11 protein-coding genes are annotated in these 14,787 nt (G+C 40.8%); 5 read left to right on the top strand and 6 right to left on the bottom strand.

Translation table 11 applies throughout. The features are described from left to right. Nucleotides 1-5: 5 nt before the first annotated feature. Complete coding sequence (locus EQY75_RS13085) at nt 6-1,157, top strand: DNA polymerase III subunit (RefSeq protein WP_129606565.1); 1,152 nt, start codon at nt 6-8, stop codon at nt 1,155-1,157. 28 nt (nt 1,158-1,185) lie between these two features. Next, nucleotides 1,186-1,587 carry a DoxX family protein gene (locus EQY75_RS13080; RefSeq protein ID WP_129606563.1) on the top strand — a complete coding sequence of 134 codons (402 nt, stop codon included), beginning with the start codon at nt 1,186-1,188 and terminating at the stop codon, nt 1,585-1,587. A 1-nt stretch (nt 1,588) separates the two neighbouring features. Here the strand turns inward: EQY75_RS13080 and EQY75_RS13075 are convergent, their stop codons facing one another. The 5 genes from EQY75_RS13075 to EQY75_RS13055 form a co-directional block, all read right to left on the bottom strand. Then, entirely contained in the window at nt 1,589-2,095 is a 507-nt protein-coding gene (locus EQY75_RS13075; protein WP_129606561.1) for an OmpH/Skp family outer membrane protein, read from the bottom strand. A gap of 245 nt (nt 2,096-2,340) precedes the next feature. Then, complete coding sequence (locus tag EQY75_RS13070) at nt 2,341-3,174, bottom strand: class I SAM-dependent methyltransferase (protein WP_129606559.1); 834 nt, start codon at nt 3,172-3,174, stop codon at nt 2,341-2,343. 64 nt (nt 3,175-3,238) lie between these two features. Then, nucleotides 3,239-5,107: a tRNA uridine-5-carboxymethylaminomethyl(34) synthesis enzyme MnmG gene (mnmG, locus tag EQY75_RS13065; protein ID WP_129606556.1), complete on the bottom strand. Its 1,869-nt coding sequence runs from the start codon at nt 5,105-5,107 to the stop codon at nt 3,239-3,241. Nucleotides 5,108-5,114: 7 nt separating this feature from the next. Continuing rightward, nucleotides 5,115-5,534, bottom strand: a complete 420-nt coding sequence (gene ybeY / locus EQY75_RS13060; RefSeq protein ID WP_129606554.1) for an rRNA maturation RNase YbeY — start codon at nt 5,532-5,534, stop codon at nt 5,115-5,117. Continuing rightward, entirely contained in the window at nt 5,527-8,898 is a 3,372-nt protein-coding gene (locus tag EQY75_RS13055) for a coiled-coil domain-containing protein (RefSeq protein ID WP_129606552.1), read from the bottom strand. Before EQY75_RS13055 ends, ybeY begins: the two co-directional genes overlap by 8 nt. Before the next feature lie 73 nt (nt 8,899-8,971). On the opposite strand from EQY75_RS13055, the gene EQY75_RS13050 reads away from it, so the two are divergent. From EQY75_RS13050 to EQY75_RS13040, 3 genes are all read left to right on the top strand, one after another. Continuing rightward, nucleotides 8,972-10,057 carry an alkane 1-monooxygenase gene (locus EQY75_RS13050; protein ID WP_129606550.1) on the top strand — a complete coding sequence of 362 codons (1,086 nt, stop codon included), beginning with the start codon at nt 8,972-8,974 and terminating at the stop codon, nt 10,055-10,057. A 60-nt stretch (nt 10,058-10,117) separates the two neighbouring features. Further along, on the top strand, nt 10,118-11,629 hold the full coding sequence (gltX, locus tag EQY75_RS13045) for a glutamate--tRNA ligase (RefSeq protein ID WP_129606547.1): 1,512 nt from the start codon (nt 10,118-10,120) through the stop codon (nt 11,627-11,629). A gap of 119 nt (nt 11,630-11,748) precedes the next feature. Further along, the gene (locus tag EQY75_RS13040) at nt 11,749-12,669 is read left to right on the top strand and encodes an SPFH domain-containing protein (RefSeq protein ID WP_129606545.1); all 921 of its coding nucleotides are present in this window, start codon (nt 11,749-11,751) and stop codon (nt 12,667-12,669) included. 228 nt (nt 12,670-12,897) lie between these two features. Here EQY75_RS13040 and EQY75_RS13035 read toward each other — a convergent pair whose 3' ends face one another. Further along, on the bottom strand, nt 12,898-14,583 hold the full coding sequence (locus EQY75_RS13035) for a glutamine--tRNA ligase/YqeY domain fusion protein (protein ID WP_129606543.1): 1,686 nt from the start codon (nt 14,581-14,583) through the stop codon (nt 12,898-12,900). Nucleotides 14,584-14,787 lie beyond the last annotated feature (204 nt).

The raw sequence follows: 14,787 nt of genomic DNA, 5'->3' as shown, positions 1-14,787 counted from the left end.
ACTTTATGATGTTTAAGGACATTTTAGGCCTCCCTCATATAAAGAATCACCTCACCCACAGTGCGGATTCGGGGCGTATTCCCCACGCACAACTCTTTGTTGGACCAGAGGGTTCTGGCACTCTTCCCGTTGCTCTTGCTTACGCTCAATATATTCTATGTGGAAACTCATCAAGTGAAAACAACAATGGAAATGAGGCTTGCAACATCAAATGCAATTCATTTTCTCATCCTGATCTCCATTTTACTTTTCCGGTTTCAAACACAGACCGTATTAAAAGTCATGCCGTAAGCGACAACTTCCTCCCGGAGTGGAGGCGGTTCCTGAAGGAGGATCCTTATGGGAGCCTTTTTGATTGGTACAGGTATATTGGAATCGAGAAAAAACAAGGTCAGATCGGAGTTGATGAAGCCGTGGAAATTGTTAAAAAGCTCTCCTTAAAGTCGTACGAAGGAGGATACAAAGTAATGATCATCTGGATGGCTGAGCGGATGAATACTTCGGCGGCAAATAAATTGTTGAAACTGCTTGAAGAGCCGCCAAATAAGACTATTTTTTTATTGGTAGCAGAGGATGAGGAGAAAATCCTGCAGACCATTCGTTCGCGTTGTCAATTGCTGCATTTTCCTCCTCTTCCCGAGCAAGCTATTGCACAAGCCCTGGTAGAAAGAGGAGTGCCGCGTGAAGAAGCCGGCCATTTGGCTCATGAATCGAATGGAAATTTTAACAAGGCCCTGGAACTCATGAACAAGGATTCTGAGGAATTGATCTTTGAGAGGTGGTTTGTACAATGGGTGCGAAGTGCCTTCCAGGCCAAAGGAAAGAAAGGGGCGATTCACGAGCTGATTCTTTGGAGCGAGGAAGTGGCCAAAACAGGTCGCGAAACCCAGAAAAACTTCCTGAAGTATTGTATGGCTGTATTCAGACAAGCCATGTTGGTCAATTACCAGGCAAATTCTCTTGCCTATATGAAGATCAGGGTGGACGGATTTCAGTTTGATAAATTCGCCGGCTTTGTACACGAAAACAATGTGCTTAAAATTATGGAGGAACTCGAGGAGGCCATCTACCATGTGGAACGCAATGGTAACTCCAAGATCATACTTACCGACCTCTCCATAAAACTGACCCGATTATTACACAAATCAGCCGCCTAATGGATAACCTAATAAACAATTTTTATATATGGATACCATAATTCAGAATGCAGCCGTCCTGCTTCTTTTACTTTTTATTATCATCACATTCTTGCAAAGTGGTATGGATAAGGTAGTTGATTGGAAAGGGAATTTGGCTTGGCTGAAAGGGCATTTTTCAAAATCTCCCTTTCGCAATGTAGTGCCCCTTCTCCTTGTCGTGATCACTTGTATGGAACTGATTGCGGGCGCATTGAGTTTAATCGGTTTTGTTCAGATATTGAACGCCGAGAGTTTTTTCTATGCAGAAGCAGGAGCTGTAATCGCCTGTCTAACCTTGCTGATGCTCTTGTTCGGACAACGTATAGCAAAGGACTACGAGGGGGCGAAAACTATCGTCATCTATTTTATTCCTGCGATAATCCTGGTGGTGTTACTGCAATTGAGCTGATTTATTGTTGCTTTTCCTCATTAAGGACTTTGAGAATTTCATCGGTAAGATCCTTGGATTCTGCTCCAAATAAAACGCTTCCACCTTCTCCTCCGCCGAGAATATAGGTGTAGCCGTTGGCTTTACCGAATGCTGTTATCTCGCGCTTTACTTTTTCAACTACGCTATCCATATCGGCTTGTCCCATCAATTGTAACTGCTGTTCTTGTTGTTGAAGTTGCTGCCCGATCTGCTGCCCTTTCTGCTGTAGGGCTGCATACGTTTCCTGAGCTTTTGTCTGACTCATAGATTGAATCTGCGCTTCTATTGCCTCTGCTTCCATTTGAAATTGTCTGGAGATACTATCCCTTTTCATGTCAAAAGCTTTTCTCCTTTCTGCAAAACGCTCTTCTACCGCAACTTTTTCTTTATATCCATCCATCAATCGGACATTGTTAACATATCCAATTTTATCTTGCTGGCATGACCAGGTCAAAATAACAACTAATGCGAGAAGTAATCTTTTCATGATTTCATTTTTAGTGCGACAAAAATAACAAAGCAAATGCTTAGTAGATTGAATTATTCTATAATTCTAAATTATGGAGCTAATATTTTGATTTAGGTATAATAGATTTAAATTATGATATATTTATATAGTATTGAATATATCTATATAATGCATGGGTCTAAAATGTGGTATTAGCGCCTTTCTTATGGGCTCCGGTACATTCTTAGGCGGTGATATCAATCGCCGTGCAGATCGTCTCTAAATCATTCTGGGCGCTTCCTGAGAATATATACTAGCGAAGAGTATTCTCCTGTGCGAAATCCGTACAGATTAGATCGCAATCCATGCCAGATTGCCGATAACCAACGCTTTCTTCCGTGTTTGTAATGCTCAGACAGCAAGGCGATATAAAAAGAGTCGAACAACATAGGTTTGGTATCCATAAGTTGAAAACCCTTTTTATTAAAAATGTTCTGAATTGCTGCCCTGGAAAAATGCCAGAGGTGACGAGGAACGTCATAAGCCGCCCAATATTCTCCGTAGTGTTTAGCGTCGTAAGAACGGAAGTTGGGAACAGCAATAAAAAGGCAACCCCCTGTTTTAAGTCGCTCTTTGAGCTTAGTAATTTCCCGGTCCAGATCCTTGAAGTGCTCCAATACATGCCAGAGCGTAATAGCATCAAACTCCTGCTTTGCAATTTCATCAATGCTTTCGCTTAAAGAAACCCCTTTGATTGAGGCTAACTTCCTCGCTCTATCGCTAGGCTCTACTCCTACAGCATTAAAATCATTATCCCTTAAGTAGGCAACAAAAGATCCCGTTCCTGCACCAACATCCAGCACCTTACTATTCTCAAGAACAAACTTCTGAAGCCATTTCCTTTTTCTTGAAAGACCAATCGTTTTTACTAATTGGTATATTTTCTCCAGAAATGTTTTATTATTATCGGTATGTGAAATGTATTCTTCATGCTGATAATAAGGATCTAAATTGTCAGGCTGAGGCTCAGTTTTCAGTAGTTCCCTTTGTTCGTCGTACATCAGGACGAATTCTTCTTGGGTAATGCTGTAATCTCTCGTATTTAAATACTCAATCATGGAAGCTCTTGCCTGAAGTAAGGTATATTAATAAATTCAAATTGTTCCACGTGGAACAATTTATTTAACGGCCAAGAAAAACAAGTAAAACACTTATATCACTAGGCGATACACCGCTTATTCTCGATGCTTGTGAGATAGTCACAGGTCTAATGGCTTGTAGCTTTTCTCGCGCCTCATATGAAAGTGATTTTAATTTAGAATAATCGAAATGATCAGGAATCTTTATATTCTCCAAACGCTGAAGTTTATCGGCATTGTTCTTTTCCTTTTCAATATAACCTGAATACTTCACCTGGATTTCAGCCTGGTCCATTACTTCTTTATCCAGATCATTGTGTTTTACATAGTCCGCTACTTCTTTTAATCTAAGCATATGGTCCATACTTACTCTGGGCCTTGAAAATACTTTATACATCTTATCGGCCTGTTTTACCGGGGAAGAATCTACATCCTCCAGGATAGTATTCATGTCTTCAGGATTAAAGCTTGTTGACCTGAAAAAATCTATAAATTCTTTTGATTTTTCCTCTTTCTCCATCATTTTCCTTAGCCGTTCTTCGGAGGCAAGTCCAATTGCATATCCCTTTGGTGTTAGTCGCAGATCTGCATTGTCTTGTCTGAGTAGTGTTCGGTATTCAGCTCTGGACGTAAACATCCTATACGGTTCTTCTGTGCCTTTAGTGATCAGATCATCTATCAACACCCCTATATAGGCCTCGTCTCTTTGCAGAGTAAAGGGAGGAAGATCATTTATCTTTAAATGCGCGTTTACACCTGCCATTAATCCCTGTGAAGCTGCTTCTTCATAACCAGTAGTACCATTTATCTGACCGGCAAAATATAAATTCTCAATAATCTTGGTCTCTAGAGTGTGCTTTAACTGGGTAGGAGGAAAATAATCATACTCAATTGCATATCCGGGACGAAAGAACTTCACTTTTTCAAATCCTTTTACCGATCTAAGGGCTTTAAATTGAACATCCTCAGGAAGCGAAGTTGAGAAGCCATTGACATAGACTTCAACGGTATCCCAACCTTCAGGCTCAACAAAGATTTGATGACTGTCTTTATCAGCAAACCTATGGATCTTATCTTCTATAGAAGGGCAATAGCGAGGACCTATGCTCTTTATTCTTCCATTGAACATGGGAGATCGATCAAAGCCTTCTTTTAGCAAATCGTGCACTTCCCTAGAAGTATGGGTCATGTGACAATCTCGCTGACTTTTAAGGACTATTGTGTCTAAATATGAAAATTTCTCGGGATGCGGATCTCCAGGCTGCGGAATCATTTTGGTATAATCCAGGGATCTGCCATCCACTCTGGGTGGTGTTCCAGTTTTCATTCTTCCGCTTTCGAAGCCGATATCCGTTAATTGTTCTGTAATACCGGTAGCCGCTCTTTCACCAGCCCTTCCTCCTCCAAACTGTTTATCCCCAATATGTATTAAGCCATTTAAAAAAGTACCATTAGTAAGGACCACTGATTTAGCCTTAATATCTAAACCAAGTGATGTCCTTACACCTGCAATTCTCCCTTTTTCTATAAGCAAGCCACTAACCATCTCCTGATAGAAGTCAACATTAGGCGTTCGTTCCAACATTAATCTCCATTCTTCGGCAAATCTCATTCTGTCATTCTGGGTCCGCGGACTCCACATAGCAGGACCCTTGCTCTTATTGAGCATTTTATACTGGATGGCCGACTTATCAGAAACTATTCCGCTATAACCTCCCAGAGCATCAATTTCCCGAACAATTTGTCCTTTGGCTATTCCGCCCATTGCCGGATTACATGACATCTGACCTATTGTCTGCAGATTCATGGTCACCAAAAGCGTTTTAGATCCCATATTAGCGGCTGAAGCTGCAGCCTCAGCACCAGCATGGCCTCCTCCAACTACTATTACATCATATTCCTTCTCAAACATAGCTTTCTTATTGTTCCACGTGGAACATCTCCATCTTATTTTCCTCTAATTTCCGCATCTCACTCTTCTCATATTCCGTTTCATCATTATATCCGAGAAGATGTAATAGACCGTGTACCATTACTCTTTGTAATTCCCTATCAAACTCAACATTGAAATCTACCGCGTTTTCTTTTACACGATCTACAGATATAAATATATCCCCCTGAATCTCATTTCCGTTGTTATAATTAAATGTAATGATATCTGTATAATAATCATGCCCGAGATATTCCTGATTTATTTCTAATAACTCTTCATCATTGGTTAATACAAAACACAGTTCAGATAAATTCTTGGACTCCGATGCTAGTACTCGTTTAAACCATTCGGTATATTTTGATTCGTTTTCTAGTGTGTGCCTTGTCTTATACACATACTCAATCATCTTTTCTGAAATATTGTTTCGCACGGGTTTTATAAAATTCCTGCAAAGGTAATACTTGTCGTCTTAATAATTCATCTATCCCTTCCTCCTCAATAAAATCAACTCTTTTAAGGATAAGTGGTCTGTCTGCCTCCTCACTCCCAACCTTACTTTCCCGCTCTTCCTTCTCTCCCTGCTCCATAGCGGCATTCTCTAACTTTAGCAGCTGTTGTTGTATTCGATTAGCCTTCTCTATCGTTCTTTCAGTGATTCCATTCTCAATAAGATCCTTTTCAAAATCCTCCATTTGCTTAGCTAGTCGTGCAGCAAGTTCGCGATCTTCATTTACAATCAATGTTTTTAACTGCTCTTCTAACTTTTGTCTTATCAATTGCTGTTGCTTATAGATCTCATATATTTCCTTCATCTCCTGATCGTCATATCCAAAACCATTTCCTTCGGCCGCTTTTCCTTCTAGCTCCTCACCTTCCCCTTTTAATTCATTTTCCCCTTCTCCTTCTTTCCCATCCTTTCCTTTTTCGCCCTCTTTCCCCTCTTCTCCTTCCTTTTTAGCGTTCATACTATCTTTTATGCCCTGTTGTTCTTTTATAATATCAGGTAACTGAAAACCGTCCTGAGGATTTCCCTTCCCCTGCCCTTGTCCTAATGATTGCTGCATGTTGTTCAGAACATTAGCGAGAAAATCAGCTAAATTATTAGCCGCTGTAAGAACATATTGCTGATAAGATGCACCCTGATAGTTCTGCCCTTCTGACAAACTTTCCAGGGATTGATCAATATTATAATATACTTCTGTGATCTGCTCATTAACAAACTCTGCGATCTCCACCTGCCTTAATGACAACGTAAACAAACTATCATCTACATGTTCAAATAGTTTTTTCAACTCTTGTTCTTCTTTTACAACATTGGTAAAATAACCCCTCTGCTGATCATTGCTGCTCAACTGATCCAACAAACCCTCTTGTTTGAATGAAAATACAACGAGATTATCCAGTATTTGTCTAAGCATTTCTGCATCTTCTGCCATAGTTGATGCGCCCCCGCTCATTGCTGATTGTTGTAATGCGTCAGACATTTGCTTCATTTTTGTCGCTGCCGACCTTTGCTTCTTTTTAGCCTTGTCTCCGGCTTGTTCCATCTCAGATCCATCAGATGCTTCCTCTTCTCCCTTTTCCTTTTTCAATTCCTCTATGGCCTCCTGTAAATCTGACTTTACCTCCTTCTCCTTTTCTTCGGAAGTATCAATAGACAAGGGTTTTTGCAGATCTGAATTTGCTTTTCTCAATTCCTCCAATTCTTGCGCCAAGCCATCAAAATCTTCATTGATTTTTTTCTGTTCTTCTGTATTATAATCTTGTTCCTGTTTTAATCTGGGAAGCAGCTCTTGTTTCTCGGATAATTCCTTTAGGTCTTTTGCCAGCTGATTCGCCTTTTCCGTTACATAGTATTTCTTGGTTAATTCTAATAATTGACTGAGGTTTCTTTTACTATTCTGTTGGCGCTTACCTAACTCATCCAGTTTTTTGGCCAACTCCTCTTTGTCTATCTTTTCAGCCAATTCACTGAGTTCTTTCAACAATTTCTCATTCTTCTTAGCCTCCAATTCCTGTCTTTCCAATCTTTCTTTTAAAAGCTCATCTACCACATTGCTTTCTTTATTTTTGTCCATGGTTTCCTGAAGCTGCCTGCTAAACTTTTTCATAAGGGCCTCTTGTTGTTGCTGGGCCTGCAGAAAATCCTTTATCTCCTTTTTATCATTGTAATTTAAGTTGCTCTTCTCCCTTTGGTTCTGTTCGATAGCTTTGAGCATCTCTTCCTGTTTATCCATTTCCTCAATGCCCTTGTCTAAATTGTCTATTACTTCCTTTTGTTCCCCCAGTTTTCTTCTAATTTCCTGATCATCATTAAGTATGCTTGTTGAAAAAACCCGACTTTGAGCTGCTTTCCCTGAACGCAATGCATCGTTATCAATTACCCTAAAGTAATAATTGTATGTGCTCCCCTTCTCGAGATCAAGCCCGGTTGGAAAATCATAATAAAACTCATAATCTTTTGATTCGATTTGATCCAATTCCAATCGATTAGGATTCATTTCCTCACCCTTCTTGTAATAGACAATATAAAGCTTTGTAAGCTCGTAATCGTCATTAGCTATCCCCTGATAACTCACCGAATTATCAATGGTGTCTCTGATCTCAAGTACATTTATTGTAGGGGCTTGGTCCTTTACCACCCTGATACTGTAATTCAGGCTTTCGTAGTCTTTCAGTTCTTCATTCGAAGTGGTAACCCTGTAATCGAGGTCGGCTTTAAGGCTGCGATTAAATTGAAAATTGTTCTGGTTCTTTATAAAGGAATAAGAAGTATCGGCAGTGACTAGTTTGATGTTATTCGTATTCTCTCCTTTAATAACCCATTTCACATTGGTGCCTTCAGGAACTATTGCATTGCCGGTACCCAATAAGGTGTCACTCGTTCTATTGATGTATTTTGGATAATCGAGAATACTATAAAATTGAAGGATAGAGGGGGCAGCAATCGTTTCTAAAGTATAGGCCCTGGAGCGCACCCCGTTTGCCGTAAAGTAAAATTCTTGCGCACCTTGAGGCGCATTAAAGGTATAATTATATTGGCCATTAGATTCCTGCATTAAACGCTTCTTGCCATCTACCACGATATAGGCCAACTCCGGCTTAACCTCTCCCTCTGTCATTACCAAAATTGTAATATCTTGTTTTTCGATGGTCTTTAACTGATTATTGAGCACCAGAAACTTAAACGGTGCTGGTTTCTCATAGGCCAGATCATAATTTACGACACGGTTGTAGGAATCCAGGAACTCTTCCATTTTTCCTGTAATCCAAACAATTCCCAGCAAAAGAACAGGAATAGTAAGGTATTTGGCATATTTCAGGCCTTTTTTGATATCAATGGCCTGTTGGAATGGGATTGGAGATAATTCATCTGAACGCTGTTCGATACTCGCTAGCAGTAGTTCAGTCCGTTGTTTGTCCTCTGCCAATTCCAGCAGGTTCAGCAGTCGGTCTCCTACCTGGGGAAAATGGTTTCCGATGATTTCCGCTGCATTTCTAAGATCCAGCCCTCTGCGTAATTTGAAAAGAGATAAGAGTGGATTACCGATGTATTTCACGAACAAAAAAATGGTGGTTGTTATTGCTAATACAAAAACTACCGTTCTTAAACTACTTCCCATCCACAGGAAATACTCTATAGTGAGTAAAACCATCCAAAATATTAAGGCCAACACTAAAAACAGGAAACCTCCTTTTAGGATCTGTGTTTTATAGTACTTCCTGACAAAGACAGCTAGTTTTTGCAGTATGTTATCGTAACTCTTCAAATTCCGTTATATTTAATACCAAGATACCGGATATGCCCTTATAGAGGCGTAAAAATTTGTTAAAAAGCTAAAGGTGAACGATTTAAAATACTTGGCGGCACTTACGATACCTCTCTCGGCACTGATTAGTATTTCTCTGGGAGGTCTTTGGAGCTTTTTCACTCCGGTATACGCCTTCGGATTAATTCCATTTCTTGAGATTCTGCTGCCCCAGGACACAAGAAATTACGATCAGGCAACTCGCAATAAGCGAAATATAAATGTGCTTTTTGACTGGTTGCTTTATCTTAATGTCCCCGTGGTTTTTGGTTTGCTGATTTACTTTTTATGGTCTGTGTCTCAAGGGGGTTATTCGATCTACGAGATAATCGGACTTGTGTTATCCCTGGGTATTGTCCTGGGGACCAACGGTATTAATGTGGGCCACGAACTGGGGCACAGACAGGAATCATTTGAACGCTATCTGGGCAAATTACTTCTACTTCCGTCTCTGTACATGCATTTTTATATCGAACATAATTTTGGGCATCACGTTCACGCTGCCACAAAGGAAGATCCGGCTACTGCGAGATTCAATCAAACTGTATATTCTTTCTGGCTCAGTTCTGTAAGCAGGCAATACATCAAAGCATGGAAAATCCAACACAGATTACTTCAATCTAATAATCTTACCTTCTTTTCAGTAAAGAATGACATGCTCTGGTACCTTTTGATTCAATTTGCGTATTTGTCGGCTGTATATTCACTGTTTGGGATAACCGGATTGTGGTTTGCCCTGGGTGCTGCCGTTGTCGGCTTTTTGCTGTTGGAAACTGTCAATTATATTGAACACTACGGCCTGCTTCGTAAAAAACTGCCCTCTGGGCGCTACGAAAGGGTTAGAGAAGTGCATTCCTGGAATAGCAATCACGTAATGGGACGAATCATTCTATATGAACTGACCAGACACAGTGACCATCACTATATTTCTTCTAAAAAGTATCAGGTTCTCGATTGCCACGAGGACTCTCCGCAAATGCCTTATGGTTATCCAACCTCAATGGTCTTGTCCCTGATTCCTCCCCTCTGGTTTTCAATCATGAATCCGCGGATTCCCGGGCCCATGAAAAGTAATTTTGTTTCTGATTTAAATCAACTGTCTACAAAGTCGGCCCGCTAAGCATCTTATTTTTGGCTTTCGGATGCTTCCTCCTATCTTTGCCACCTGATTTAAGGTCCGATGAATAAAAATATCCGCGTACGCTTTGCTCCCAGTCCAACAGGCCCGCTTCATATCGGAGGGGTACGGACGGCTCTGTTCAATTATTTATTTGCAAAAAAGAATAAGGGGACGTTTATCCTCAGGATTGAGGATACCGATCAGAACAGATACGTAGAAGGAGCTGAAGAATACATCATAGATGCCCTAAATTGGTGCGGGATTCCCTTTGATGAAGGACCTGGCAAGGAGGCCAATTTTGGTCCTTACAGACAGAGCGAACGGAAAGGCCTCTACAAAAAGTACGCTGAACAACTCGTTAAAAACGGCAAGGCATACTATGCATTCGATACTGCAGAAACTCTTGATTTCCACAGAAAGGACCACGAAGAAAAAGGGAAAACTTTTATTTACAACTGGCATAATCGCGAAAAGCTTTCCAACTCATTAACCCTGAGCCCGGAAGAAACCAAAGCCAGAATTGAAGCAGGGGAGGAGCATGTAATTCGTTTTAAAACCCCGTATAAAGAAACAATTGCATTAAAGGACGAGATCCGCGGTGATATCAGTATTGATGCTTCTCTGTTAGATGACAAGGTTTTATTCAAGGGCGACGGTATGCCCACTTACCACCTGGCCAATGTAGTAGACGACCATCTTATGGAGATCACCCACGTGATCAGGGGAGAGGAATGGCTTCCGTCTCTGGCCTTGCATTATCAATTATACGAAGCCTTTGAATGGACCCCGCCGGTCTTTGCCCACCTTCCCCTTATCATGAAGCCCACGGGTAAAGGAAAGTTAAGTAAAAGGGATGGAGAAAAAATGGGGTTTCCGGTATTCCCCCTTTCGTGGAACTCCTCAATGGGGTACAGAGAGGCGGGTTATTTTCCCGAAGCTGTACTAAATTTCCTCGCTATGCTCGGATGGAATTCCGGAGATGATAAAGAAATCTATTCCTTGTCGGAATTGATCGCGGCATTTAGCCTTGATCGTGTTCACAACTCCGGGGCGCGTTTCGACCCTGAAAAGACCAAATGGTACAATCATCAGTATCTCCAACAAAAAACAGATGGGGAACTGGCGACTTCCTTTATGCCTATACTAGAAGAGAAGTTAGGGTCGCTTCCAGAACACCTTGATTTAAAATATGTTACTTCAGTTGTCTCCCTTATAAAAGAGAGGGCTGATTTTGTCAATGACTTTTGGGAACTGGGTTCTTACTTCTTTGTCAGACCTCAGATCTACGAGGAAAAAGCAGTCAAAAAACAATGGAAAGAACAAACCCCCGAAATTCTTAGTAAACTGGTCGTGTTATTGAATGATATCCAGGTTTTTGATTCTGAAACCATCGAGAATTCGGTAAAGGAATGGATAGGAGAACAAGGCTTGTCATTTGGAATGGTGATGGCCCCTTTGAGATTGGTCATTGTGGGCGGACTTAAAGGTCCTCATTTGTTTGATATTCTCGCAAGGATAGGACGAGAAGAAAGTACAAAGCGAATCGATTTAGCTTTAAGGCAATTGTCTTAAAATACGGTTGAATCCCTTTTTATTACATCTGAAATAAGGCGTATATTGTAACAATTACGTTTTTTTAGCGACACATTAGTTACACTATTTCCAACACACTTTCTAAATCAATAAATTTTATGGGCAATTTTATTCTTATTCCGATTCTAACTATCGGATTTTTTATTCTTCTGATGTCGTTTTTCGTTGTAAAACAACAAACGGCTGTAATTGTTGAACGTTTTGGCAGGTTCCACAGTGTTCGAAATTCTGGTTTACAAATGAAGATCCCTCTGGTGGATCGCATTGCGGGCCGAGTTAGTTTAAAAATCACACAATTAGATGTAATCGTGGAAACCAAAACCCTGGACGACGTATTTGTTAAACTCAAAGTTTCGGTGCAATACGTGGTGATCAGGGATAAGGTATATGAAGCCTTTTACAAATTGGAATATCCGCACGAGCAGATTACTTCATATGTATTTGACGTGGTTAGAGCCGAAGTTCCTAAGATGAAACTCGATGACGTTTTTGTTAAGAAGGATGACATCGCCATAGCGGTAAAATCAGAATTACAGGATGCCATGCTCGACTATGGGTACGACATCATCAAAACCCTGGTAACAGATATTGATCCTGATTCTCAGGTAAAAGCTGCGATGAACCGGATCAATGCCTCCGAAAGGGAAAAGATCGCGGCTCAATTTGAAGGAGACGCAGCGCGGATCCTTATTGTTGAAAAAGCTAAGGCCGAAGCCGAAAGCAAAAGACTACAAGGACAAGGTATCGCCGATCAGCGAAGAGAAATTGCACGTGGCCTTGAAGAGTCCGTTGAAGTTCTCAATAAGGTTGGTATAAACTCTCAGGAAGCGTCTGCCCTGATCGTTGTAACACAACACTACGATACACTGCAGGCCATTGGGGAAGAAACCAACACCAATCTTATCCTCCTTCCCAATTCTCCCCAGGCAGGAAGTGATATGCTCAACAATATGGTCGCCTCTTTTACCGCAAGTAATATGATAGGTGAGGCCATGAAAAAAGACAATACCAAGAAGTAGGAGGAGAAATAAATTTAAAAAGCCTGAAGATTCAAATCTTCAGGCTTTTTTATGCTAATTAACTTTATAAATAAGAATTAACGTTTTAAAGCCTTTTTAGGGCGTTTTCAGCCTCTTCTTAATATAATACTCTTCATCAATCCCAATATCTTCACAAAAAGGCCCCTGTGGGTCCAAAATTTATTATATAAACTTATTGGTATACTAATTTAGATAGTTTTTTTCTATTTATCCTTTATTCGCAATTTTTGCCCAACTATCCCTTAAAGGGACTGTCCGGTTAAAAACCAATTTCTCCGCAGTTGAATCGGGATCAATATTAAAATATCCGAGTCGCTGGAATTGAAAATGTTCTTCCACTTTGGCCGAAGATAGGCTGGGTTCTACCTGGGCGGTTATAATTTTCAAAGAATCGGGGTTTACAAAATCCATAAACTCCTTATCCTTATGCGTATCCGGAGATTCGTCTGTGAATAACCTGTCGTACACACGCACTTCAGCTGCTACGGCATGTGGTACAGAAACCCAGTGCAGGGTTCCCTTTACTTTTCGCAAGCTCTCCTCAGTGCCGCTGCCACTCTTACTTTTAGGATCATAAGTACATTGTATTTCTGTAATGTTACCCTGCGCATCCTTAGTACAAGTTTCAGCTTTAATTATATATCCGCTCTTTAACCGAACCTCTCCCCCTAATTTAAGTCTGAAAAACTTTCTGTTGGCCTCCTCCCTGAAATCTTCCTTTTCAATATATATTTCCCTCGTAAATGGTATCTCGCGAAAACCTGCACTTTCGTCTTCTGGGTTATTCTCCGTTTTCAACCATTCGGTATTTTCCTTGTCGTAATTGGTGATTACCACTTTAACGGGGTTCAGAACAGCCATTACGCGAGGTGCCTTTTTATTCAGGTCTTCCCGCACATGAAATTCCAGCAAAGAAACGTCTATGAGATTCTCTCTCTTGGCGATCCCAATGGTGTCTGCGAAATTGCGAATAGCCTCAGGAGTATATCCCCTTCTTCTCATCCCTGATATAGTAGGCATTCTGGGGTCGTCCCAGCCCTTCACAACATTTTGTTCTACCAATTGGAGCAATTTCCGTTTGCTGACAACGGTATGACTTAAGTTTCTCCTGGCGAATTCTCTTTGTTTAGGCCTTATCTTATTCTTATCAACTACCTGGTCTAAAAACCAATCGTACAATTCTCTGTGCGGAGCAAATTCCAGGGTGCAAAGCGAATGAGATACCTGTTCAATATAATCGCTCTCCCCATGTGTCCAATCGTACATCGGATAAATACACCAATCGGTATTTGTGCGATGATGGGCTTTGTGTAAGATGCGATACATGATTGGGTCCCGCATAAGCATATTAGAAGCTGCCATGTCAATTTTAGCCCTTAGAACATGGCTTCCTTCCGGATATTTACCCTCTTTCATCCCGGCAAAAAGCTCGAGATTTTCTTCAATATTCCTGTTTCTATATGGACTGTTCGTCCCCGGCTCTGTGGGAGTGCCCTTCTGCAATGCCATATCTTCTGAAGTCTGACTGTCAACATATGCTTTTCCTTCCTTGATCAGTTGAACTGCCCAGTCATATAGCTGTTGAAAATAGTCTGAAGCATAGCATTCATTCTCCCATTCAAATCCCAGCCAGCTCACATCTTTTTTAATGGCGTCTACAAACTCCTTTTCTTCCTTTACGGGATTGGTATCGTCAAATCTGAGATTGACCGGTGCTGAGTAACGCAATCCCAGCCCAAAATTCAGGCAAATGGAACTTGCATGCCCAACGTGCAAATAGCCATTAGGTTCCGGAGGAAACCGAAATCTCAAATGCTTTTTTGGAAAGCCTGCCTCGAGGTCTTCCTCCACGATATGTTCAATAAAATTCAGTGCTTTTTTTTCTTCGGACATACCCCATGTTTAGAAGCTGCAAAGTTAAGAAAAATGGGGCTATAAGGCCCATAAAAAAGCCTATCCATACAAATAGAGCCATTTCACAACATATTTAATCAGGCCCACAACATTAAATTCTCCCCGCGGTATATATATGACATATTTGTTAATGAATACTATGGGATTTAGAAAAACTGGTGGAAACGAAGAAAATTACACCAG

The organism is Muriicola soli (genome assembly GCF_004139715.1).
Taxonomy (GTDB): domain Bacteria; phylum Bacteroidota; class Bacteroidia; order Flavobacteriales; family Flavobacteriaceae; genus Muriicola; species Muriicola soli.
Note: the sequence above shows the minus strand (reverse complement) of the source record. Positions and strands in the feature narration are given on the sequence as shown.